Source organism: Paenibacillus sp. F4, from assembly GCF_002894905.1.
Lineage (GTDB): Bacteria > Bacillota > Bacilli > Paenibacillales > Paenibacillaceae > Paenibacillus > Paenibacillus polymyxa_B.
On the sequence record NZ_POVS01000008.1, the window covers coordinates 191,702 to 215,912 of the forward strand.

Sequence of the window (24,211 nt, forward strand, 5' to 3'; positions counted from 1 at the left end):
TGGCAGGCGGCTGTAAGCTGCAACGGGAGAAGTGTGTCTGAAAATGAATGTAGGGATGTATGCGTTTATTCCGAAACGGGATTTGGCTTATTCGTTTACGGTGTTATTTTTCATAAGCGTATGTTCTGAAACGATTCATAACAGTCATTCTATATTCCTTGTATGCAAGCCGCAGCCTTCTGCGGCTTTTTTTATTGCTTCCGGGATCAAAAAACCGGACTGGGAAAGGATGATCGGTATGAGAACGATTTTGCGTATTCGCAATGTAGTCAAGGATTGGAGCGGGACATCTTTATTTGAGAATGTGTCGTTGGATGTGATGGAAGGAGAACGGCTCGCACTGTTTGGAAGAAATGGAGCAGGTAAAACGACACTATTGCGAATATTGCTGGGGGATGAAGCGCCAACCTCTGGTCAAGTAGAGCATGATTTGCCACTGGAAGAGCGGGGCTGGCTGAAGCAGCAGGATACGGTGGCTTGGTCTCGAACCGCACTGGAGGCCGCACAGCAGGCCAGCCCTCGTCATTGGCGTCTCAAGCAAGCGTTGGGACAGCTGGAAGCTGACCTAGCCGATGCTGGGGAGGATATGGAGCATCATCTGGAGCGTTACGGCGAACTGATGGATGAATACGAACGCCTGCAAGGCTTTGCCTGGGAGTCTGAGGTGGAAAAGGCGCTCACTCGAATGGGAATGCCTGTTCAGACGTGGTCCATTGCTTATGGTGACCTTAGTGGCGGACAGAAGACGAGAGTGCGATTAGCCGGACTCATGGTCAGGCAGCCGAAGCTGCTGGTGCTGGATGAGCCGACCAATCATTTGGATGCCGAAAGCTTGCTTTGGCTGGAGCAGTGGCTGTCCACGTATCCGGGAACACTGCTGTTTGTATCGCATGACAGAGCCTTTTTGGATCGGGTGGCTACGAGTATAGTTGAGCTCACTTCGACAGGTATTGGGCGCTATAAAGGCGGCTATAAGGAATATAAAGCGCAAAAGGAGCGAGAACTGCGAGAGCAGGAAGCCAGCTATCGGAAGCAGGAGCTCGCGAAACAGGCGCTGGAGGAAACGATTCGAAATTACAGGGAATGGTTTCATCAGGCACATCGTGGCGCATCCAAGGTTGAGATGGCCGTCACGCAGAGCTTTTATAAGGCCAAAGCTAAAAAAAATATTTCCCGTTATCATGCGAAGGAGAAGGAACTGGAGCGACTGGAGGCCAATAGAGTAGAGCAACCGCGTGAGGCTGCGTCTTTGCACATGAAATTAAGTGACAGCGGGTTTCAGGCAAAATATTTGCTGCGTGCTGAGCAGGTTGACTTTAGCTACGACGACCGTATCATTGTGAAAAATCTAAATCTGATCGTTGCACGTGGAGACCGTCTGGCTGTTCGGGGACCCAATGGAATTGGTAAAACCACGCTGCTTCGGTTATTAACAGGTCAACTGGAGCCGCAGACAGGAAAAATCACAGCCAACCCACAGTTGAACATCGGATATTTTTCACAGGAGCTGGAGCAGCTCCCAGAGGATCAAACGTTGCTAGACAGTCTGCTTGCGCTCCCGACGATGACGCAAACAGAAGCGAGAACGGTGTTGGGCTGCTTTCTTTTTGCGAAAGAGGACGTGTTTAAAAAGATCGGGACACTCAGTATGGGAGAAAAATGCAGGGTAGCTTTTCTGCGTCTGTACTTTAGTGGAGCCAATCTGCTGGTGCTGGATGAACCGACGAATTATTTTGACATTGAAACCCGTGAAATTGTAGAGGATTCTTTGCGTAACTATGATGGAGCCCTGGTGCTCGTCTCACATGATCGGGAGCTGGTGAGGTGCACGGCAACTCGGTTACTTGATATGAAGCCGGGGGGCGGATATGAAATCTATGAGGGAACAGCCGACGAAAAGCAAGAAGATGAGCGGAGCCGTCAACGGGAGCCAGAAGACCAGGAGCGGCGTGAGGAACGGCTTCGATTACAATTGCGTCTTACAGAGTTGATGGGAATGACGGGCACGAATGACGAAAATGAGAAGTTGTTGAGCGAAATTAGGCGCATTCGTGCAAATCTGGAGCGGTTGGATGATCTCGATATCTAAAGGAATGAAACGTATGCCCTGCTTGCCAAAGCGCGGTAGTTTGCATATAATAATGAACAATAGTTCGAATTTTTGAAAATGTCTTGATGGAGAAGAGTAGACAGTGTCCGATTGAACAGGGAGGAAGCGCCGTAGGATTGAGAGCGTTTCTGCAAATACTGGGCTGTTGAAGTTCGCTCCGGAGCAGTTCCTTGAACCTCAGGCGCCATGTAAATGGCGAATGTGCAAGTAGGGGATACCGGTTCACGACCGTTACAACGTGCAGAGCGAGACGATGATGCACAGCATGAACAATCACCTGTAACTAGTTGCCGTAAGGCAGAACGCCGGGTGAGCTGAGCTTATTGTCTAACGAGGGTGGTACCACGGTCTTTTCGTCCCTTACCGGGAGAAAAGACCTTTTTTTGTTGTCTGAAAAGCTGGATATGAAGAAAGGGGACTGAACAGGCGATGAGCGAAACCATCCAAATGAAGGAACATTTGCTGGCCTTGAAGGAAGAAGCACTGGAAGTATTGGAGAAGGTGGCAACACCCAAGGAGCTGGCTGATTTACGGGTCAAATATTCGGGGAAAAAGGGCGCATTGACTGAAATCTTGCGCGGTATGGGCAAGCTGAGCGCGGAAGAGCGTCCGGTTGTTGGACAGGTAGCCAATGAGGTGCGCGAGGCGATTGAAGAAGTCGTTAACCGTAAGCAGGACGAGTTCACGAAAGCAGAAACGAATGAGCGTTTGCAAGCGGAAAAGATCGACGTTACGCTGCCTGGACGCGCGTTGCCGCAAGGTGGACTGCACCCGCTCAACAAAGTGATTGAGCAAATCGAGGATATTTTTACAGGTATGGGCTATCGAGTGGCTGAAGGTCCACAGGCAGAGACGGATTATTATAACTTCGAAGCATTGAACCTGCCTAAAAATCACCCAGCACGGGATATGCAGGATTCATTTTACCTGACCGAGGATCTGTTGATGCGTACCCATACGTCACCGGTTCAGATTCGTGCAATGGAAGCGATGAAGGGCGAAACGCCTATTAAGGTTATCTGTCCGGGTACGGTATTCCGACGTGATGATGACGATGCAACGCATTCTTTTCAATTCCACCAAATTGAAGGGCTTGTCATTGGAAAAGACATTCGTATGAGTGATTTGAAAGGAACCTTACTTCAATTTGCACGCGAAATGTTCGGAGAATCGACCGAAATCCGTTTACGTCCAAGCTTCTTTCCGTTCACAGAGCCGAGCGCTGAAGTAGACGTGACTTTTGTGAAGAAAAATGGCGAGCGTGTATGGATTGAAATTTTAGGCTGTGGTATGGTCCATCCGAAAGTGCTGGAGATGGGCGGTTTTGATCCCGAGGTGTACAGCGGCTTTGCATTCGGTATGGGTGTAGAGCGGATTGCTATATTGAAATACGGTATCGACGATATTCGCCATTTTTATAACAGTGACCTGTCGTTCCTGAAACAGTTTGCGCGTCAATAAACAACTATATCAAGGGAAGTGAACCCATATGAAAGTATCATTCGAGTGGCTGTCCGATTATGTATCGCTGGATCAGGTAAGCGCGGAGGATCTAGCAGAGAAAATCACCCGTTCGGGCATAGAAATTGATGAGGTCGAGCAGCGCAATCAAGGAATTACTGGTGTCGTTGTCGGCTATGTTAAAAGCAAGGAAAAGCATCCAGATGCTGATAAGCTGAATGTATGTATTGTCGATGCAGGTCAAGAGGAAGATCTGCAAATCGTGTGTGGTGCTAAAAACGTGGATGCAGGTCAAAAGGTTCCTGTTGCAGTTGTAGGTGCAAAGTTGCCGGGAGATTTCCACATTAAAAAGGCCAAGCTACGTGGTGTTGTATCCATGGGCATGATCTGCTCGGCCAAAGAACTAGGCATGAATGACAAGCTGCTTCCAAAGGAATTGCAAGAAGGTATTTTGGTGCTGCCTGAGGATGCTGAAATTGGTATGCCAATTACGAAGCTGTTGGCGCTGGATGATCAGGTGCTGGATTTTGATCTGACACCCAACCGTTCGGATTGCCTGAGCATGCACGGAGCAGCATATGAAGTGAGTGCGATTCTGGGACGTGACATTTCGCTGGCTGACCCGGCTAAGGATCTGGTGGAAATTAGCGATGCAGCGGCAGATCATCTGTCTGTGAAGGTAGATACTCCTGAACTGTGTACGCACTACGCGGCCCGTTATATCACAGGTGTAAAAGTAGGGGCTTCCCCGTTATGGATTCAAAACCGTCTGATGGCGGCAGGTGTTCGTCCGATCAACAACATCGTAGATATTACGAACTACGTCATGCTGGAATACGGTCAGCCATTGCATGCTTTTGATGCGGATAAGCTGGAAAATGGAAATATTGAAGTTCGACTCGCTCGTGCAGGCGAAACATTGATTACACTTGACGATCAGGAGCGTAAGCTGGAGCCGCATATGCTGCTGATTACAGACGGTGTGAAACCCATTGCATTGGCAGGCGTGATGGGTGGAGCCAACTCCGAGGTTACGGATGCGACGGTCAGCATTGCGCTGGAATCTGCGAAGTTTGACGGCGGTACAGTTCGCAAAACGTCTCGTCAACTTGGACTGCGTTCAGAAGCAAGTCTGCGTTTTGAAAAAGAGATTGATCCAGGAGCTGTTGTGCCTGCTGTGAATCGTGCAGCTGCGCTGATTCAGCGTTATGCGGGAGGCACTGTACACCAGGGCATCGTAGAATCAGCGTCTGCAAAAGCTGAAAATCGCATTATCAAGCTGTCGCTAGATAAAATAAACCGATATTTGGGAACCGAACTGTCGCTGCTTGAGGTGAAAACGATTTTCGGTAGACTTCATTTCGGATGTGGCGACGCAGAGCAAGGGGTACTGGAAGTTCAAGTTCCTACACGCCGTGGAGATATTACTATTGACGTGGACTTAATCGAAGAGGTAGCTCGTCTGTATGGTTACGACAATATCCCGACCACGCCGATTGAAGGTCCTACAACTCCGGGAGCTTTGACAGCATCGCAATCATTGCGCCGCTCCCTGCGCAGATTGCTGGCTCATGGTGGTTGGCAGGAGACGATCAGTTACTCTTTTGTACATCCGCAAAGTACGGGGTTATTTAATGCCCTGACAGAAGGTAGCCATCCGGTACGTTTGGCTATGCCTATGAGCGAAGATCGTAGTGTTTTGCGTACGAGTATCATTCCACAGATGCTGGATACAGCGGTGTACAACATGAATCGCAAGCAAGACAATCTGGCGATTTTTGAGATGGGAACGGTATTTTATACAGAGGAACAAACATTAACCCGTCAGCCGCAGGAAATTCAAGTGCTTAGTCTACTGCTGACTGGGGTACGCCGTGAAAAACAATGGAATATTGGTGCTGAAAAGGTTGATTTCTTTGATATTAAAGGCGCGCTTGAAACGGTGTTTGACTATTTCGGATTGAGTGCCAGCATTCGTTATGTGGCTGACCAACCACAAAGCTACCATCCGGGCCGTTCCGCTTCGGTATGGCTGGATGTGAATGGAAACTCTCAACGGATCGGTACCATTGGGCAGATTCATCCGGAGCTTCAACAATCTTATGGGCTGAACGATACGTATGTAGCAGAAATCGCGTTGCAACAGGTCGTTGAACACGCCAACTCTCATATTCAGTTCAGAGAGCTGGCTCGCTTCCCATCCGTGGAACGTGACATTGCCCTCGTGGTAAATAAAGACGTTGAGGCAGGTGAACTGCTTCGTGTTATTCACGCTGCAGGCGGAGAGCTGTTGCAGGATGCCCGAGTATTTGATGTATTTACAGGCAGTAAGCTTGGTGAAGATAAGAAGAGCGTAGCTATCTCTCTGACCTATCGTCATTGGGAACATACGTTGACGGATGAAGAGATCAATGCGGCCCATACTCCTGTCGTTACGTCTCTGGAACAAACTTTTGGAGCGGAATTGAGAAAGTAGCAGGAAATGCGGGAAGCCGTATCGAATCTTAGTGACAGAGGTTCGATACGGCTTTTTGGCCTATCATCATAGAAGCTCTCTTACTCTGATATTTACCCGCTGCGGGGAAGCCGGACTAATAAGGTTGAACGCTTCACGGAAGGCGGGTTACCATAGTACCGGACACACCTTAGAATCAACATACAGTAGTATTGAAGGAGGGCATAATTGTGACTACACCAGATCGTACTCGCGTCACTGTAGAGATCTACGGTACTTCTTATAAACTCGTCGGCAGCAATACCGATTATATGAAGCAGGTTGCCAATTACGTGGATGAGCGCATGCACAGCATTTCTCAAGCTCATTCGCGTCTGGATATGCCCCGAATTGCCGTGCTGGCTGCGGTTCATATGGCAGAAGAAGCTGTACAAATCCAGGAAATTCAGAGTCATATGAACCGCTTAGCAGCGGAACGAGCAGAGCTCCGAGGAGATCTGGCGCAACTCCAGACGGCTCTAGGGGAACAGCAGCAAAAAAATACAGATCTTCATCAATCTCTTGTTCAACTAAAGGAAGAAAAGGAAGCAACGCAGAAGAAGCTGATGGAAACCGAATCTGTATCAGCCAAAGAGATTGCCCAATTGAAGACAAAGCTGGAACAGCAGGAGAAAAAAGCGGCTGAACTTGAAAATGGACAAAAACAAGCTAAACGTGAATTGGAGGAGTCTCGTCAAGAAGCTTCTCGCAAGCTGAAAGAGCAGCAGGAGGCGGCTAATGCCCGTATCCGGCAAATAGAAGAGCAGATGAAGAAGGAAGTAGCTGAAGCGGCTAAACAGGCTGAAACCAAGCTGTCAGCTGCAGAGAAGACTCATCAGGAGCAAAAGCGTACAGAACTGGACAAGCTGCGATCTGCTTTGCAGCAAGAGCATAGTAAGAAAGTAAGCGAATGGCAGACCAAGTGCTCCGGGCTGAATGAGCAGCTGGAGCAGGAACGTAAACAGGCTGAATTGGCGTTGAATGAAGAAAAGCTCCAGCATCAGGAAGCGCAGAAACGAGCTGATGAAGCTGCACTGGAGCAGGAGATTCGGGTTGAGGAGCTTCAGGAACAATTAGAACAAGTACAGGCAGGCAGTACAGAGCTTGCTTCTCGTCTGGGAGAGGCTCAAGAACAAGCAAGAGTACTGAAGCAACAACAGTCCGAGCTGGAGTCTGTGCTGGAAACACAGCGACAGGCTGCGATAGAGCGAGAGCAGGCAGATACGCTTGTGCGTGAAGAACTGCAAAGCCGATATGATCAATTAGAAGCTGAAGCTAAGGCTACGCAGCAGCAGACGGCTAAGCTGGAGGAAGAACAGCGGCGGATGCAGAAGCTGCTGGAGCAAGCTCACGTATCTTCTCGCAAGCTGCAAAGTGAGTTGGCTACGCTAGCTGAAAGCGAGAAGTCATGGAAGAAACTTGCAGAAGAACGCCAGTTGGCAGTTGATGAGCTGGAGCTCTCCCTGCTGGAAGCACGTGAACAGAAGGAAGCGATACAGGAGCAATTACAGCACGCAACGGCTGAGCTCGAAGCTATTAATGATAAATTTGCTTCACAACAGCAACGGCTAGTTCAACTCGAAGCGAGAATCAAGGAGCTTTCACCTGAGCTGATTCGCGTTCAGGATGAGCTTGAGAAAGCGAAAGTCCGAGAGCAAGAGGGAGCTAAGGCGTATCAATCGCTTCAGGAGCAATATGGAAGCATGAAGAGCCGAGCTGGACAGCTGGAGCAGAATATTAAGCAGCTTCAACAGGAAGATCACGAACGGCGGAGTAAACTGGAACGTGCTGAGGAAGAATCTCTAGAGTGGCAACTTAAATACGATCAGTTGAAGGCAGAAGCGGAACGTCTGGAAGCTGAAGATGCTGCCCGTAAGGAAGAATTTGCATCTTGGGAACGGGAAATAGCCGTAACCGTTGAACAAAAGGAACAGCTTCAGGAGGAGACTCGTTTGGCGGTTGAAGCTGCAAAAACAGCGAAAGCTGAACAGCAGTCCATAGAGCAGGAACGAATGGCCTTGCAGTCTGAATTGGACGAAGTGGGTCAAAAATATGAAATGGCGGCGCATCAGCTTCGACTGTTACAAGTACAACAGGACGTAGATCGGGAAAATACGGAGAAGATTTCTACAGAATTACGTCAATTACAGGAAGAATACACTAAGCTTCAAACGGAGTACAATGAATGGATTGAACTTATCGAACAGGATCAGTAGATACGGATTAAAAATGTAAGGCAATCCCCGGCTGCTCATCGCCGGGGATTGTTTGCTTATTGTATCCACTCAGAAGTTATATGACAAAAAGCTGTCCTTTGGCAGACGAAATCTGCTTCGGGACAGTTTTGTCGGGAGTGTCTATTGAAATTATTTCCCGTCTTTGCGACCGGCTTCAAACGGTGTCGATACCGGAATAAACAGGTCGATAATCCCGATAACCAATGCAGCGAGCAATGCGCCCAGAACGGAAACACTGACATTGGTCACCACATATTGAGCGATCCAGATCACCAGAGCGCTCACAAGAAAACCTACGATACCGCGTCCAAATGGAGAAACACGTCGGCCGAACACTGCCTCGATGATATAACCAACCAAGGCAATGACAATGGCAAGAATCAGCGCGCTCCAAAAGCCGCCTACACTAAATCCGGGAACGATCCAGCTTACGACCATCAGCACCAGAGCGGCAACGATGAAACGTACAATGTGCCCGAGAATGCTCACGGAATAACCTCCTTTGTTTTTTGAATTTACAGGGTTAGACAAAGGTTAGTGTGTGGCATGAAGAGCTTTCTTATGTGTAAAACAGAGTTGGCAAATAGCGTAAGTTTGCTGCTTTCGGTATAATATATATATATGTGAAAGGAGTAGTGAAGTTGGACTCTAAAATTTTTAAAACCCTTGAATATCAAAAAATTCTAAATAAACTAAGTCACTATGCCCAAACGGCAACGGGACAACAGACAGCCCTTCGACTACAGCCCAGCGATGATTTGGAGTATATCAAGAAAATGCTGAAAGGCACGGATGAGGCCTATGCTGCTGATCGACTCAAAGGGGTGCCTTCATTTAACGGAGTAGTGGATATCACTCCGGCGGTGAAGCGTGCCCGTATTGGCGGAACGTTAAGCCCGCAGGAGTTGCTTGGCATTCGGACAACAGTTCAGGCCGCACGCCGTATACAGGTATACGTGGCAAGTTTGCATGAGGAAAATCCTGTCGAAACATTGCTGTATTGGAGTGAGCAGCTTTCGGAGCAGAGAGGTTTAGAAAACTCCATTAAAGGCTGTATTGATGAAAATGCAGAGGTGCTGGATTCTGCCAGCACAGAGCTTTCTCAAATCCGTCGGGAGCTGCGCTCGGGAGAAGTGCGTATTCGTGAAAAGCTGGATTCCATGATTCGTTCCTCAACTGTCTCCAAAATGCTTCAAGATCAGTTGATAACGATTCGTGGAGATCGGTTTGTGATCCCGGTTAAGGCCGAATACCGTTCTTATTTTGGCGGAATTGTTCATGATCAATCCGGGTCTGGTGCAACATTGTTTATCGAGCCTGAATCCATCGTAGCCATGAACAATAAGCTGAGGGAAACAAGGCTGAGAGAAGAGCGTGAAATTGAAGTCATTTTACAGAAGCTAACCGCACTTGTCGCAGAACAAGCAGATATGTTGTTGTATGATGTGGACATATTGGGCAATCTTGATTTTATTTTTGCAAAAGCGCGTCTCGCCCGTGAAATGAAGGCAACCTTGCCTTTAATGAATGACCGCGGGTACTTGAAGCTGAAAAAGGGCAGACATCCCCTAATTCCGTTGGAGCAGGTTGTTCCCATTGATGTGGAGCTGGGCAATTCATACACCTCCATTATCGTTACCGGACCGAACACAGGGGGGAAAACCGTTACTCTGAAAACCATCGGTCTGCTTAGTTTGATGGCGATGTCTGGACTGTTTGTACCTGTTGAGGATGAAAGCCAGCTGTGTGTATTTGATGCAATCTATGCCGATATTGGTGACGAGCAGAGCATTGAGCAAAACTTGAGTACATTTTCCAGTCACATGACCAATATCATTAGCATCCTGAAAAATATGACGCCAAAAAGTCTTGTATTGCTTGACGAAGTGGGGGCAGGAACGGATCCCGCGGAAGGCTCGGCTCTAGCTGTATCCATTTTGGAGCATATACATGCCATGGGTTGCCGTATGGTTGCCACGACTCACTATAGTGAATTGAAGGCGTATGCCTATGAGCGTAAAGGAATTATTAATGCAAGCATGGAGTTTGATGTCGCTACATTAAGCCCGACTTACCGCCTTCTGGTCGGTGTTCCCGGACGAAGTAATGCATTTGCTATTGCTGAACGATTGGGATTGCCAGGACGTATTTTAGACTATGCCCGTGGTGAGGTAACGGAAGAAGACCAGCGCGTCGAGCACATGATCGCGTCACTGGAGCAGAACCGTTTAACAGCTGAGCAAGAACGAGAAAAAGCGGAGCAGCTACGTAAGGAAATGGAAGCATTGCGTAGCCGTCATCAGACGGAGTTGGATAAGCTGGAGTCTCAACGGGACCGTATGCTGGAAAAAGCTGAGGACGAAGCAAGAGTTCTCGTGGATAAGGCTCGTAGTGAAGCAGAGAAAATCATTACTGATTTGCGTAAATTGGCTCAGGAAGAAGGGGCCTCGGTTAAGGAACATAAGCTGATTGCAGCTCGCAGAGAACTGGATGAGGCTGAACCGAAGCAACGCAAGAAAAGTACCGTCAAACGCCCGGCCGCTACACGTACTCGTTCTATCATGGCTGGTGATGAAGTATCCGTTCACAGTCTGAATAAAAAAGGCCACGTGGTTGAACTGTCCGGTACCAAGGAAGCTGTGGTTCAACTGGGGATCATGAAGATGAAAGTCAGTCTGGATGATCTGGAACTACTGCAACCTGCCCAAGCAACGACTCCAAGAGTTCAAAAACCAGTGACTGGCGTTAAGCGGACACGGGATGATAACGTACGAAGTGAACTTGATCTTCGGGGGGCGAATGTGGAGGAAGCCTTGATGGAAGTGGACCGATTCATGGATGAAGCGTTTCTGGCCAATCTAGGTCAGGTGCACATTATTCATGGCAAAGGTACGGGTGTCCTGAGAACCGGTATTCAGGAGTACCTCCGCAAGCATAAACATGTGAAAAGCTACCGTATCGGTAATTACAATGAAGGCGGCACAGGCGTAACAGTTGCTGAATTGGAATAGCAATGGGTTGCCGGCTTTGCCCGGGAACGCTTGGTAGAACGGGAGGGACGAAGTGAAGATGGCGATTGATGAATTGCTGTCACATCCGTTGGGGATGATGCTGGGTTATTTCTCGGTGGCCGTGCTGGAGCTAATTGTATTTTTGTCGTGTTTTGAGCTGGTGACCCGCTATAAATGCTGGGAAGAGATCAAGCGCGGCAATGTTTCGGTAGCCATGGCTACGGGAGGGAAAATGTTCGGTATTTGCAACGTACTCCGCTTTGCAATGGAAGCCAAATCCAGTGTGTATGATACGATGATTTGGTCGTTCGTTGGCTTTTTACTGCTACTTGCGGCGTACTTTCTTTTTGAGTTTCTGACACCGGTATTTTCTATCGATGAACAGATTAAAGAGGATAACCGTGCTGTCGGCTTGTTCTCCATGATTATTTCAATATCGTTATCTTATGTGATCGGTGCCAGTGTAACTTGACACATCCTGTATACTAGAGCTTGGTATACGCTTGGAACGGAAGGATGATAAAGCTTGGAAATGACTATTTGCCCATGGTGTAACATGGAAATTATTTGGGATGAAGAATTAGGGCCTGAGGAAGAGTGTCCTTATTGCCATAATGATCTGAAAGGGTACTCTGACATCACCGATGATGAAGATGAGTCTATTTCTCCACCTGTTCATAGACATGCCGTTGAGCATGGACATGAAGAGACGAAACATGATCATGTGGCTTCTGTAACCCCTGCGCCCCACTCACATGGAAAAGAAGACCTGAAGGGTTATCGTACATTGAGTATTCAGCTCGGTGATGATGAGGAGCAGGATATTTTATATGAGGCAGAGGATGAAATCGTAGTTGAAAAACCGGTTGATGCACCGTTGTTACAGGATAATGAGCTTCATAAGTTGCCTGTGCTGCATACTTTGCAAAAATTTGAAGAAAGCGGTGCGGATCTGATGGCTTATGAACAAGGCGCTGAACAAATACTCGACAGACAAGATGAGGTTCTTGAATGTTCCCAATGTGGAGAGTACATGCTGCATGCGGGTTCGCAAACCGTAACCAGAGAAGGCTTTGAACCGTCGATGTCTCCAGCGCTTGGCAAGCCTGTTCTGGATTTGCCGTTCGTCTTGAATGTTTATGTGTGTCCTAGCTGCTTCCATGTACAGCAGACACTGTCAGAGAATGACCGACTGCGGATGCTGGAGAAGCTCAGCGGTATTTCCAACAATTAAATAGCAATCCCCCGGATAGGCCCAAGTTCAATGCGGGCATCTTAAATCGAAGAAATCTTTGAACAACAAGCTGCTTGAAATAAGCTGATTGGTGATTTTTCGGTTAGGGGGAACTGCATTGAAATCAAACCTGAACGGACAATCCATTCTGCTATTAAGCTTGAATGGATTGTTTGTGTTTGCAGCAGCATTGTCAGGCACATTTCTTAACGTGTATTTGTGGAAAAGCAAGCAGGATTACGCGATGATCGGCTGGTTTAATGTCAGTCAACAAATTGCACTGGGAATTATGGTCTGGGTGGCTGGAAAGTGGGTCAAGGAACATAATAAAATGAATGCCCTGCGCGTGGGGACCGCATTATCCGGCCTATTTTATCTGATCGTGTTATATACGGGACCGCAGGCTGTGAACTACATATGGCCGCTCGGGATGTTGCTGGGTGCAGCATTAGGTTTATTCTGGCTGGCGTTTAATGTGATTTTTTTCGAAGTCACGGATCAGGCAAGTCGTGATCATTTTAACGGGTGGGTGGGTCTGCTGGGCTCGTTTTCCGGTATAGTGGGTCCTTGGCTGTCTGGTTGGATTATTGCCCGTATGGAGGATGACGCAGGTTACCGCGTGATATTCAGTATTTCCTTGGCCTTTTATGTCGTAGGAGTGGTGCTTAGTTTCTTTCTTCGCAAGCGCAAGCCGACAGGAAATTACAATTGGAAGGAGCCCAAGCAGCGATTGTCACAAAAAGGGAGTATGTGGCGTCCGTTGTCGTTATCGCTTGTTGCCCAGGGCATCCGTGAAGGGGTATTTGCCTTCCTGATTACGCTGCTCGTGTATGTAGCTACTCAACAGGAATGGAAGCTGGCGCAGTTTTCACTTATTACATCGGCGGTTTCATTTTTCAGCTTTTGGGCTGTCGGAAAATGGCTCAAGCCACACTATCGTTCGGCGGGTATGCTGTTGGGTGCCGTGTTGTTGGTGATCGCGCTTCTACCGTTATTGTGGCGTATGGAGTATAGCACACTACTGATTATGGGGATCGGCACCGCTTTATTTATGCCCTTGTATTTAATTCCCATGATTTCGGCGAGCTTTGATTTAATGGGTACGAGTAAAGGAGATGCCAATCAGAGAGTGGAACTGGTTGTACTGCGCGAACTATGCTTAATGGTAGGCCGATTGACCGGAACACTCATTTTCTTGGGTGTCCTAAGTATCAGCAAGGCTCCCACGGCGATGATCTGGTTGTTGATTGGACTGGCATTGATGCCAGTGCTCGGATGGTTTTTTATGCGAAGTGTGCTGAAAATGGAACAAAAGACAAAGCAGAGCAAGTCTCATTCCCACGCACAACGCTGGGACAAGCAAACCGAATAGTTTAAAATACATTTAAAAAAAACCTTCAGACCCGCTTATAGGGAAAGAAGGTTCTTTTTGTATTCCATATGTTAAACCATCGGTTCCGTTGTTTCGGGCGAGGGCTTGGTAGTACGGGTCAGAGAATAAAGCTCCATTTCAGGTCGGTGTGTGCCCGTCAGTTCATCAGCCAAAAGTTGTGCGGCCATCATACTCGTGACTGCTCCATTTCCCCCGTAACCTTCTAAAAAGTAGCAGTTGGGAAAACGCGGATGTGGACCAATATACGGCAAGCCGTCATGAGAGGAGCCGAATACAGCAGCCCATGCAAAGTCGATCTGAAATGATATACCCGGAAAAAATTCCTGTAATGTTTGTAGCAGCTTTTGCTGTTGGTGCAGCAGCCTGATTTCACGTTGATTGGCGTCCAGTACAGGTTCGTCTAAACCACCAATAATAATGCGTCCTTCCGGTGTGGAGCGCATGTATAGATAAGGACGAGCAGTTTCCCAGATGAGACACTGTTCATGCCACAAGGGTGTATCTCCGATTGGATTGGTGGCGATAGCATATGAGCTTTCTAGAACGGCTCCGCGGTCTGTTTTAATCTCTTGTGTTTCATAACCTGTTGCAAAAATAACTTTTTTCGCTCGGATAATCCCACCGCTGGTATGACAAACGACCTCATTTTCGTTAAATTCAAAATGCTTGGCTTCCGTGTGCTCATATAAGCGTACACCGAGACGGCTGGCAGATCGCAGCAGTCCTTGGGCAAACAAAAATGGATTAACCTCGGCATCTTCGCGTGTATATAAGGCTGCTGGTTTTCGGAAAGGAAATCGGGCAGCAATCTGTTGATCATCCCAGTATTCGACGGGAAATCCAAACCGGGTTAGCTGTTTGTACTCTTCCTGAAGTGTCTGCACATCCTCCGATGTACTTGCATAGTACAGGCTACTTCGGCGTGAAAAAGACGGATCAATTTCCAGCGTGGTAGACAGTTTTTCCAACTGATCCAGAGCATCTTTACACATACGGTAAAACAGTACACCGTTCATTTCACCAAACGTATTGATGAAGGAAGTTAAGGTCTTATCATTGCTATATTGCAGCAGCCCGGTATTGGCCGAAGAACTTCCATGTACTAGCTTGCGTTTGTCAATAACCACGGCGTCTACCTGTCGTTCTCCCAACAGTCGGGAGCAGATGGATCCACCCATCCCGCCACCGATGATCAATACATCACAATTTAAATCCTCTGCCAAAGGCGGGAAATTTAACATTTTCTCCAAGGTACTGGGCCAATATGTATTCCCGCATATCAATTCCATATAAATGCACTCCTCATAAGGTAATATGTAGTATTTCTTAGGTGTACATAGTATTTCGCCAAACGGACAAGATAACCAGCGTGCAACAAAACATTCAAGGAGGCACAGAAATTATGCAATCTACGAACATGCAACCCTTGTCAGGTAAAGAGCTGGAGTACATCGTGGACTCCATTTCCAATGAAGAACTACTACTCAAACAAAGTGCGGCGACAGCGGCTTCTATTCAGCACCCAGCCATCCAACAAGCCTGTTTGCAACTGGCAAGAACTCATGAGCACCACTTGAATCTGCTTTCTAATGCTCTTCAACAGCATCAGCAGCTTGCCCCAATGCAACCGCAGCAGTAATTTGGATTTACAATAAAGGAGGTTTGACAGAATGTATTCACAAAATAATATGTCATTTATGCCCGAAGAAGATTTGCTCTATACCATTCTTGCTGATATGAAACGTACAGTGCGCGAGTACACAACGGCGACGACAGAATCCAATTGTCCGTCTGTGCGTCAGATGTTCACCGACCTTACGAATGATACATTGCGTCTGCAAGGTGATTTGTATCATCTGATGAGCCAAAACAATATGTATGCCACTCCGACTAAAGCACTGCGCATCGATTTGGACAAACAGATTCAAGAAGCTCGCAAGACCCAACAAGAATGCCAACAGTTCATTCAGCAAAAGTCGGCATCTGCGGGAGTATATGGTCAATCTATGCACCAGCAAGGCCAGTCTACTCATCAAAACAACCCTTATTATATGTAAACGGGATTTTCCGTTTTTGAAGCAGATTCCCATAACAGCCGTCCATCTGCCGGGTTTACCGGAGTGGACGGTTTTTCTTTGCAGGTTTAAAGTGCGTATTGTATGATGTATAGTAATCTCTTTCGATGGAGGCCTATGTAGAATGACAGAGCTGAATGAATTGAAATTAAAAGTGCTGGAATTGTTAAAAGAAGATGCAAGAAGAACACCGACTCTATTGGCTACTATGCTGGGGGTTGACGAGCAGGATGTTCGAACCTCAATTAAAGAGCTCGAAGACCAACATGTGATCGTCAAATACGCCGCTGTAGTCAATTGGGACAAAGTCGACGACGAAAAGGTTACCGCTTTGATCGAAGTACAGATTACACCCGAGCGTGGAAGAGGCTTTGAAGGGATTGCTGAACGGATTTATTTGTATCCGCAAGTTAAATCGGTCTATCTCATGTCCGGAGCATACGATTTGCTGGTAGAGGTTGAAGGCCGCAATCTCCGTGAGGTCGCTAATTTTGTGTCGGAAAAACTGTCGCCTATTGATTCGGTCTTGTCTACCAAGACTAATTTTACGCTTAAAAAATACAAGCAGGACGGAATTATCTTTGAGGACCATCAGGAAGATAATCGTCTGATGATTTCGCCGTAAAGGAAGATCATGATGAATCTCAAAACAGAAGCATTTACCGACAGTAACAAAGCCATGAGTTCCTATTTGTCCCCGTTGGTGCGCGAGATCCCATCTTCGGGTATTCGTAAGTTTTTTGACTTGGTGGGTGGCAACAAGGATATTATTACCCTTGGTGTAGGCGAACCGGATTTTACAACCCCTTGGCATATGCGGGAAGCCTGTGTCTATTCATTGGAGCGAGGTTTTACCAGCTACACGTCTAATGCGGGAACGCCAGAACTGCGTGAAGCGATTAGTGATTATCTGAATGAGCAATTTGAAGTCCGTTATGATCCCAAAAATGAGATTATCGTAACCGTTGGGGGAAGCGAGGCGATTGATCTTGCTTTGCGTGCGTTAATTGTACCTGGCGACGAAATTCTCGTGCCCGAGCCGTGCTACATTTCATATTCTCCAATCACTTCGATTGGAGGCGGGATTCCAGTAGGTATTGAAACATTTGCTAAGGATGAATTCAAGCTGACGGCTGAGGCACTGGAGGCAAAAATTACACCTAAATCCAAGGTGTTGATTTTATGCTATCCGAGCAATCCGACTGGGGCTACGATGACTTATGAAGATTGGCTTCCGATTGCCGAAGTCGTGGAAAAACATGATTTGATCGTCATTTCTGATGAAATTTATGCTGAATTGAATTATGGAGAGAAGCATGTCAGTTTTGCCGCTATGCCTGGTATGATGGATCGTACGATTCTCGTCAGTGGTTTTTCCAAAGCCTTCGCCATGACAGGCTGGCGTATTGGATATACATGCGGGCATCCAGATCTGATTGCCGCTATGCTCAAAATCCATCAGTACACCGTAATGTGCGCGCCTTCTATGGGGCAAGTTGCGGCACTGGAAGGCTTGCGGAATGGTTTGGGTGAGAAAGATCGTATGGTAGAAGCCTATAATCAGCGTCGCCGCCTGATGGTTGAAGGGTTCCGGGAAATCGGCCTGGAGTGCCATGAGCCAAGAGGTGCTTTTTACGTTTTCCCTAGTATTCAAAGCACGGGACTCAGCTCAGATGAATTTGCACAGCGTCTTTTGGCAGAGGCTAAAGTTGCGGCTGTACCGGGTAATGTGTTCGGTTTGGGAGGCGAAGGCTATCTTCGTTGCTCATACGCGACTTCTGTTGCTCAGCTGACGGAGGCACTGGATCGGATTGGTCATTTTGTAGAAAAAGTAAGAAAAGAAGGTTAAAATTATTTTTTTATGGGTAATTCATAAAAAATAGTCTTTTATTTCTAAATTTCTATGCTATAATTTGAAATCGGAAGCAGGAAGTTCAATTTTTCAATTGTAGGAGGAATGCTCATGTCATATGTTGGATATAATTCGTCTAGTTCAATAGGATACGACATTTCCCTGGAAGATGAAATTTTGTTCCTGCGCAATGAGATGATGCGGACGTTTCAGGAAGAGCAGTCCTTCACCTCTGATCTTGTTATCCAGATCAGTTGCAAGCTCGATTTGAAAATCAATGAATATATGAAGCTGTATGGTACGGAATGCAAGGTTTAACCGTGTGAAGTCAGCCAAATGTAAGAAGAAGGCCGTCGGGCCTTCTTTTTTTGCGTTCACAACTTATGATATATTAATGGCATGGAAGAGGGGGCGTACATATGAGAGCAGGGCTAAAAAGGCTATCGCCATGGATCATCGGAATGCTTGCACTTGTATTATTGGCTGGATGTGGGGGACGGGACAAGGACAGCTTCTCCATTTTTATTATGGATAAAGGGGATGCTTCAGTCATCCGTGAAGAGCTGGCACAAAAGCTTAAGGATAAGCTGGGCGAACAGGCTCCGACTATTGAGATTTCAGTCAGTCCGCTGTATAACCAGCAGAAGCTGGTTGTAGAATATGCGGCCGGGGAGCATGATCTGTTTCTTTTGCCGGAAGAAGACATGAAGCTGTATGGACAGAATGGCTCGAATCTGCCGTTAGATGATGCTTTTGACAAGAAGACGTACGCTCGGGGCGTGTTCGAGGGCGGCGTATTTAAGAAGAAGGGGCAGGAGGAAGAAGGATCAGATGTAAGCAAGGAAACTCATTTGTTCGGAATTCCGGTGGAGCAGATGAAGATGTTTAAGGAGCTAAAATATAACTCCAAAACATTATTTGCTACCGTGCCGCCTCGTACAAGCAATAAGGAAGAAGCCATCAAGGTGCTGAAAGCACTTACGGAATGATAAAGGAGATAGAATAAAATGGGGATTTATACCAGAACAGGTGATGAAGGACAAACTTCTGTGATCGGCGGTCGAGTGTCCAAAGATGATGATCGTGTGGAGGCATACGGTACAATTGACGAGCTGAACAGCTTTGTAGGACAAGCGATTAGCTTTGCCGAAGGGGAAGAGTTTACGGATATTCGGACTCAATTGGAAGAAATACAGCAGGAGCTGTTTGATTGTGGTTCGGATTTGGCGTTTGTTAAAATTAGTGAAAGCAAATATAAGGTGAAAGACGAGCTGGCAGAGCGTCTGGAAGGCTGGATTGATGCATGTCAGGAGGAAAATCCGAAGGTGGAGCGTTTTATTATACCGGGTGGTAGCACATTATCCTCAACGCTTCATGTTTGCCGTACGGTTTGCCGACGCGCGGAACGCCGTGCTGTAACACTAGGTAAACATACGGACATTAATCCGGCGGTACGTCGGTATTTGAACCGCCTTTCTGATTATTTCTTTGCCGTTGCTCGTACAGCGAATGTCCGTCAGGGTGTGCCCGATGTCGAATATGTGCGCAGCAAAAAAGTGTTCCGCAAATAAGGAGGCAACCGGGAATTTGTGATGAGCTTGTATTATGAACCTATCGTATATACGATCCCTCCTGAGGAGGAGGGCATGCTGTTGAAGACTATTTTACAAAAACGTATGAACATTTCTCGAAAGTTAATATCCAAACTCAAGCTGACCGAGCAAGGTATTATGCTGAACGGGACACGTGTGTACATCAGCGTAAAGGTGAAGTCCGGGGATCGAGTAGAAATTCGTATGGAGCGCGAGCGTTCTGATGATATTTTACCTGAACCCATTCCTTTTGAGATATTGTTTGAGGATGAACATCTGTTAGTGGTGAACAAGGCGGCGGGCATGATTGTCCATCCGACTCACGGTCATTACACAGGAACACTGGCTAATGGGGTTGTGCATTATTGGCAGGCCAAGGGAGAGTTGTTCCGGTTTCGTCCTGTTCATCGTCTTGATCAGGAGACGACGGGTGTGCTGGTAGTAGCCAAAAATCCGTATGTACACCAGCATATTTCTGAGCAAATGATTGCGGGAACGGTGGATAAGCGCTATACAGCTCTGGTGCATGGACGGCCTGAGCTGCAGGAAGGAAAGGTAGACGGACCGATTGACCGCAACCCGGATGATCCGCATTTACGTATGGTGACCCCGGATGGTTATCCTGCCCTTACGCTGTATAAGCTGGAGGAAGTGTGGAACGGGGGAAGTCGCATTGGGCTAAAGTTGGAATCCGGGCGTACGCACCAAATTCGAGTGCATATGACTTATATCGGTTGTCCGTTGATCGGAGATAAAATGTATCGGATTACACCCGATGACGCTGCGCAACGTGAGCGATATGATCAGCTTGATGCCAAGATGCCTCGACAGGCTCTGCATGCCTCAGAGCTGTCCTTGGAGCATCCTGTAACCGGGGAGCGGCTGAAGTTCTATGCTCCGCTGCCTGAAGATATGGCTGAAATGCAGGAGCTATTAAGAGCGCAATATCATCCAGAATAAAATATAAATAAGCGATTGAAACCAAGTGGAGGTTATTCTAACGATGAGCCAACTGAAAGTATATCAGTATTCTAAATGCAGTACCTGCCGTAATGCAGTGAAATGGCTGCAAAACAAGGGACATGAGACGGAACTGATTCCTATTTTTGAACAACCGCCCGGCCCGGAGGAATTGGAAGATTTGATTAGTAAAAGCGGGCTGGAGCTGAAAAAGTTTTTCAATACGAGCGGCGAGGTGTACAAAGAGTTAAAGCTGAAAGATAAGCTTGGAGACATGAGCCGTGAAGAGCAAATCTCGCTTTTATCCTCGAATGGAAGATTAATTAAACGTCCGATTGTTACAGACGGGAACAAAGTAACGGTAGGTTTCAAAGAGGAAACTTTTGAGGGGACATGGGGAGCTTAGTAACGCCCAATTTCCCCTCACGATATGTTATACTGTGGGGGTTAAATATTATGATGAATGGGAGCAATACAATCTGTGACACAACGCAATGAACAATCCGTAATGCTGGTTGACGGCATGGCCCTACTATTTCGCGCTTATTATGCAACCGCCGCAAACGGTTATATCCGTCGTACAAAAGCTGGGGTGCCAACGAACGCCATATATGGTTTTATTCGATATTTTTGGGATGCAGTCCAAACGTTTAATCCTACACATGTCATTTGCTGCTGGGACATGGGCGGCACGACATTCCGTGGGGAACATTTTGCTGCGTATAAGGGAAACCGAGCCGACGCACCAGATGATTTGATTCCCCAATTTACATTAATTCGTGAAGTGACGGACAGCCTCGGCATTCCCAACATTGGAGCGGAAGGCTTTGAAGCCGATGATTGTATCGGTACGCTTGCACGCCATTATTCGCAAAATGAGGACATGGATGTAATGATTCTCTCGGGAGATCATGATTTACTTCAATTGGTGGATGAGCGGACACGGGTCATTATTATGAAAAAAGGGCACGGCAATTATATGGTATACACCCCGGAGACCCTGCTGACTGAAAAAGGGCTTAAGCCGCGCCAAGTGGTGGACCTTAAAGGTCTGATGGGGGATGCAAGCGATAATTATCCAGGAGTACGAGGTATTGGTGAGAAAACGGCACTCAAGCTGGTGCAGGAATACGACTCCATTGAAGGTATTCTGGAGAATTTGGATCAATTAACACCATCGGTCCGCAAAAAAATTGAGAGTGATTTGGATATGCTGCATCTTTCACGCAAACTTGCTGAAATTCACTGTGGTGTACCTGTAGCATGTGCTTTGGATAGCTGTCTGCTGACGCTGGATCACGTGCAAATTGTAGACAAGTTTGAGCAGCTTGAAATGAAAAGCTTGTGTACATTGATGGGTGTCGCAACCGGATCATAATGAAGCTGCTAGGCTTCGTATGTACAATTCAGGTAATGTAAGTTATATAGGGATGCTGACGCTTGATGCGTTAGTGTCCTTATTTGTATACCGTTATGTCAACGGAGTTACATAGTCATGTGAAGGATTATATACAATTGCGATAAGGGGATTGACCTCGGGCACATTTCAGGTGAATATAGTGAGAGAGAACCGGACTATGATTGAAAGGGGACAGCAGCAGCTATGACAGTATTGGGAGCAATTGAGGCAGGCGGTACCAAATTTGTATGTGGAATTGGCAACGAACGGGGGGAGGTACTGGAGCGTGCGAGCTTTCCAACGACCACCCCAACAGAAACTATGGAGAATGTCATCGCATTTTTTGAAGGCAAGGGCATTGAAGCGCTGGGTGTAGGCTCGTTCGGGCCGATTGATCCTATCGAAGGCAGTGATACATATGGCTATATTACAACAACGCCAAAGCCGCATTGGGGAAATTACAATCTGATGGGCAAACTTAAAGAGCATTTTGATGTGCCTATGGGGTTTGACACGGATGTGAATGGAGCAGCACTTGGTGAGTCTATTTGGGGTGCCGCCAAAGGATTGGACAACTGTCTGTATATTACGATAGGTACAGGCATCGGGGCGGGTGCTTTGGTTGGTGGAAAGCTGATACATGGATTATCCCACCCGGAAATGGGGCATATTCTGGTACGTCGTCACCCAGAAGATACTTATGAGGGGACATGTCCTTATCACGGAGATTGTTTGGAGGGACTGGCAGCAGGTCCTGCGCTCGAAAAAAGATGGAAGGTTAAAGGACATGAGCTTTCTGTTGACCACCCAGCCTGGGAAATGGAAGCGTACTATCTGGCACAGGCTTTAATGAGCTATGTATTAATCCTTTCACCGCAAAAAATTATTATGGGCGGGGGAGTGATGAAGCAAGACCAATTGTTCCCGCTCATTCGTACCAAGCTACAAGAACTTTTGAACGGATACGTACAGCATTCGAGTCTGACAACAGATATTGAGCAATATATCGTATCTCCGGGATTGGGTGACAATGCTGGATTGTGCGGTGCTCTGGCATTGGCAAAGGAAAAGCTGAATCATTAGAATTTATGGTTGACGGCGCTCCAAGGTACGGTTATCATATAGGCAACAGCATAGTACGGCTCAAAAAGGGAAGCACCTTTCTTGCGAATACGCAGGATGGGTGCTTTTTTTTGCGTTTTTGTGTTGTGCGGGACTGTAATTCAACGATATGAGGGAGGAAGAAATCATGGAGATTGTATTTTTAAATCGCTTGTCCAAACGGAATGAACAGGGCTATGAGGACTTTGCTCAGGTATGGATTGGGCAACATGAAGGGGGATGGAGTGCAGGCTGGAGCACAAACCATGTCCCGGATGAAAATATGGACGACCTTTGGTATGAGGGCAGCTTGTGGCAGGAATTACTGCATGTATACCGTCATGAGCTGGCGCTCAAGATGGCTGAGGGCTACAGGCCCTTAATCCATGGCGTTTTTCATGAGCAAGAAGGATCATCAGGACGTGGACAAACGCTGCAAAAGCTGTATTGCTATTGTGATTTGTTTCCACGTGATGATGTGTATGAGCAGTTGACGATGTGGAGACGGCAAAAGGCAGCAACTGAGCGAAAAGCACCTTATTTTATCGCTACGAATCGGCTACTTCGACTCATTAGCGTCTATCTTCCCCATACCGAAGAAGAATTGTTGGAGCTACCTGGTATGGGTCAGGGTAAGGTGTCGCAATATGGGACGGAGCTATTGGCTATTACGACACAAAATGACCGGACTACACCATTTCCGTTGAACTGGGTAACAGAGACGCTGGAAGAAGAAGTTTTTTTGTCATGGCTGTACAAACAAAAAGAGAACCAGTACAGGCAGGAGCTGAATAAATTCAGCCTGACTAGAACGATTATCGAAGGTATTTCTGACGGTCTTTCACTGGAGCATATCGGAATGAAGACAGGTTTGCATCGTAGAGAGATGATTGAAGCTATCGAGCATTTGGATAGGGATGGAATTGATATGGAGAAGCTGATCCGCAAGGAATTGGTGAATGTATCTGAGGAGGAGCAGGCAGCCATATGGTCTGCTTATGAAGAGTTGGGGGATACGCTGCTCAAGCCCATCATGCTGAAAGTGTATGGGGAAGAAAAAGCGACGGAAACAGGACTGGATCAAATTTATGAGCGTCTGCGTCTGATCCGTATACGATTTCGCCATCAGGAGGTACCCGACCGACATGTTGGATAATATAGAACCGATTGGATAAAGTTAAAGTATTAAAGTACATTCGGTTCCAACAAACTAAAAAAGCAGCAGCCAGTGGGACTGCCCCCTGTTTCTGAGACAGGGATCAAAACACCTTTCAAGTTCTAAGCAGCCAGTT

The 24,211-nt window shown here is 47.1% G+C and carries 23 protein-coding genes; 21 read left to right on the forward strand and 2 right to left on the reverse strand.

Features of this window, described 5'->3' with window-relative positions; genetic code table 11:
* Positions 1 to 238 precede the first annotated feature (238 nt).
* From abc-f to C1T21_RS06845, 5 genes are all read left to right on the forward strand, one after another.
* Positions 239 to 2,089 carry a ribosomal protection-like ABC-F family protein gene (gene abc-f / locus C1T21_RS06830; RefSeq protein ID WP_103047734.1) on the forward strand — a complete coding sequence of 617 codons (1,851 nt, stop codon included), beginning with the start codon at positions 239 to 241 and terminating at the stop codon, positions 2,087 to 2,089.
* A gap of 213 nt (positions 2,090 to 2,302) precedes the next feature.
* Positions 2,303 to 2,428 (forward strand): hypothetical protein, encoded by a 126-nt coding sequence (locus C1T21_RS27815; RefSeq protein ID WP_258012388.1) that lies wholly within the window; start codon positions 2,303 to 2,305, stop codon positions 2,426 to 2,428.
* 111 nt (positions 2,429 to 2,539) lie between these two features.
* Positions 2,540 to 3,571: a phenylalanine--tRNA ligase subunit alpha gene (gene pheS / locus C1T21_RS06835; protein ID WP_269321413.1), complete on the forward strand. Its 1,032-nt coding sequence runs from the start codon at positions 2,540 to 2,542 to the stop codon at positions 3,569 to 3,571.
* A 28-nt stretch (positions 3,572 to 3,599) separates the two neighbouring features.
* Complete coding sequence (pheT, locus tag C1T21_RS06840; RefSeq protein WP_103047718.1) at positions 3,600 to 6,047, forward strand: phenylalanine--tRNA ligase subunit beta; 2,448 nt, start codon at positions 3,600 to 3,602, stop codon at positions 6,045 to 6,047.
* A 209-nt stretch (positions 6,048 to 6,256) separates the two neighbouring features.
* Positions 6,257 to 8,281, forward strand: coding sequence for a DNA repair protein (locus tag C1T21_RS06845; RefSeq protein ID WP_103047719.1), 2,025 nt, complete (start codon positions 6,257 to 6,259; stop codon positions 8,279 to 8,281).
* Between the two features lie 150 nt (positions 8,282 to 8,431).
* On the opposite strand, the gene C1T21_RS06850 is transcribed toward C1T21_RS06845, so the two are convergent.
* Positions 8,432 to 8,791 carry a phage holin family protein gene (locus C1T21_RS06850; RefSeq protein WP_023987773.1) on the reverse strand — a complete coding sequence of 120 codons (360 nt, stop codon included), beginning with the start codon at positions 8,789 to 8,791 and terminating at the stop codon, positions 8,432 to 8,434.
* 152 nt (positions 8,792 to 8,943) lie between these two features.
* Here C1T21_RS06850 and C1T21_RS06855 point away from each other — a divergent pair, with 152 nt between their 5' ends.
* From C1T21_RS06855 to C1T21_RS06870, 4 genes are all read left to right on the forward strand, one after another.
* Positions 8,944 to 11,313, forward strand: a complete 2,370-nt coding sequence (locus C1T21_RS06855) for an endonuclease MutS2 (RefSeq protein WP_103047720.1) — start codon at positions 8,944 to 8,946, stop codon at positions 11,311 to 11,313.
* Between the two features lie 58 nt (positions 11,314 to 11,371).
* Positions 11,372 to 11,785: a DUF350 domain-containing protein gene (locus C1T21_RS06860; protein ID WP_103047721.1), complete on the forward strand. Its 414-nt coding sequence runs from the start codon at positions 11,372 to 11,374 to the stop codon at positions 11,783 to 11,785.
* Between the two features lie 54 nt (positions 11,786 to 11,839).
* Positions 11,840 to 12,547, forward strand: a complete 708-nt coding sequence (locus C1T21_RS06865) for a hypothetical protein (RefSeq protein WP_103047722.1) — start codon at positions 11,840 to 11,842, stop codon at positions 12,545 to 12,547.
* Positions 12,548 to 12,665: 118 nt separating this feature from the next.
* The gene (locus tag C1T21_RS06870; protein ID WP_103047723.1) at positions 12,666 to 13,919 is read left to right on the forward strand and encodes an MFS transporter; all 1,254 of its coding nucleotides are present in this window, start codon (positions 12,666 to 12,668) and stop codon (positions 13,917 to 13,919) included.
* A 71-nt stretch (positions 13,920 to 13,990) separates the two neighbouring features.
* Here C1T21_RS06870 and C1T21_RS06875 read toward each other — a convergent pair whose 3' ends face one another.
* On the reverse strand, positions 13,991 to 15,229 hold the full coding sequence (locus C1T21_RS06875) for an NAD(P)/FAD-dependent oxidoreductase (RefSeq protein WP_103047724.1): 1,239 nt from the start codon (positions 15,227 to 15,229) through the stop codon (positions 13,991 to 13,993).
* Between the two features lie 113 nt (positions 15,230 to 15,342).
* Here C1T21_RS06875 and C1T21_RS06880 point away from each other — a divergent pair, with 113 nt between their 5' ends.
* The 12 genes from C1T21_RS06880 to C1T21_RS06935 all read left to right on the forward strand — a co-directional run bounded on the left by C1T21_RS06880 (position 15,343) and on the right by C1T21_RS06935 (position 24,075).
* Positions 15,343 to 15,579, forward strand: a complete 237-nt coding sequence (locus C1T21_RS06880) for a hypothetical protein (protein WP_061829136.1) — start codon at positions 15,343 to 15,345, stop codon at positions 15,577 to 15,579.
* Between the two features lie 31 nt (positions 15,580 to 15,610).
* Positions 15,611 to 15,997 carry a spore coat protein gene (locus C1T21_RS06885; protein WP_029516490.1) on the forward strand — a complete coding sequence of 129 codons (387 nt, stop codon included), beginning with the start codon at positions 15,611 to 15,613 and terminating at the stop codon, positions 15,995 to 15,997.
* Between the two features lie 142 nt (positions 15,998 to 16,139).
* Positions 16,140 to 16,640, forward strand: coding sequence for an Lrp/AsnC family transcriptional regulator (locus tag C1T21_RS06890; protein ID WP_013370105.1), 501 nt, complete (start codon positions 16,140 to 16,142; stop codon positions 16,638 to 16,640).
* 12 nt (positions 16,641 to 16,652) lie between these two features.
* Positions 16,653 to 17,864 carry an aminotransferase class I/II-fold pyridoxal phosphate-dependent enzyme gene (locus tag C1T21_RS06895; RefSeq protein ID WP_061829137.1) on the forward strand — a complete coding sequence of 404 codons (1,212 nt, stop codon included), beginning with the start codon at positions 16,653 to 16,655 and terminating at the stop codon, positions 17,862 to 17,864.
* 114 nt (positions 17,865 to 17,978) lie between these two features.
* Positions 17,979 to 18,185, forward strand: a complete 207-nt coding sequence (locus tag C1T21_RS06900) for an aspartyl-phosphate phosphatase Spo0E family protein (protein WP_061829138.1) — start codon at positions 17,979 to 17,981, stop codon at positions 18,183 to 18,185.
* Positions 18,186 to 18,286: 101 nt separating this feature from the next.
* Entirely contained in the window at positions 18,287 to 18,856 is a 570-nt protein-coding gene (locus C1T21_RS06905; RefSeq protein ID WP_069291480.1) for a type 2 periplasmic-binding domain-containing protein, read from the forward strand.
* Positions 18,857 to 18,874: 18 nt separating this feature from the next.
* The gene (locus C1T21_RS06910) at positions 18,875 to 19,438 is read left to right on the forward strand and encodes a cob(I)yrinic acid a,c-diamide adenosyltransferase (RefSeq protein ID WP_061829140.1); all 564 of its coding nucleotides are present in this window, start codon (positions 18,875 to 18,877) and stop codon (positions 19,436 to 19,438) included.
* 21 nt (positions 19,439 to 19,459) lie between these two features.
* Positions 19,460 to 20,419, forward strand: coding sequence for an RluA family pseudouridine synthase (locus C1T21_RS06915; protein WP_103047725.1), 960 nt, complete (start codon positions 19,460 to 19,462; stop codon positions 20,417 to 20,419).
* 43 nt (positions 20,420 to 20,462) lie between these two features.
* On the forward strand, positions 20,463 to 20,825 hold the full coding sequence (locus C1T21_RS06920) for an arsenate reductase family protein (RefSeq protein WP_103047726.1): 363 nt from the start codon (positions 20,463 to 20,465) through the stop codon (positions 20,823 to 20,825).
* A gap of 75 nt (positions 20,826 to 20,900) precedes the next feature.
* Complete coding sequence (locus C1T21_RS06925; RefSeq protein WP_013309415.1) at positions 20,901 to 21,797, forward strand: 5'-3' exonuclease; 897 nt, start codon at positions 20,901 to 20,903, stop codon at positions 21,795 to 21,797.
* 225 nt (positions 21,798 to 22,022) lie between these two features.
* Positions 22,023 to 22,901: an ROK family protein gene (locus tag C1T21_RS06930; protein ID WP_103047727.1), complete on the forward strand. Its 879-nt coding sequence runs from the start codon at positions 22,023 to 22,025 to the stop codon at positions 22,899 to 22,901.
* Positions 22,902 to 23,067: 166 nt separating this feature from the next.
* Positions 23,068 to 24,075, forward strand: a complete 1,008-nt coding sequence (locus C1T21_RS06935) for an HRDC domain-containing protein (RefSeq protein ID WP_103047728.1) — start codon at positions 23,068 to 23,070, stop codon at positions 24,073 to 24,075.
* Positions 24,076 to 24,211: the final 136 nt, after the last annotated feature.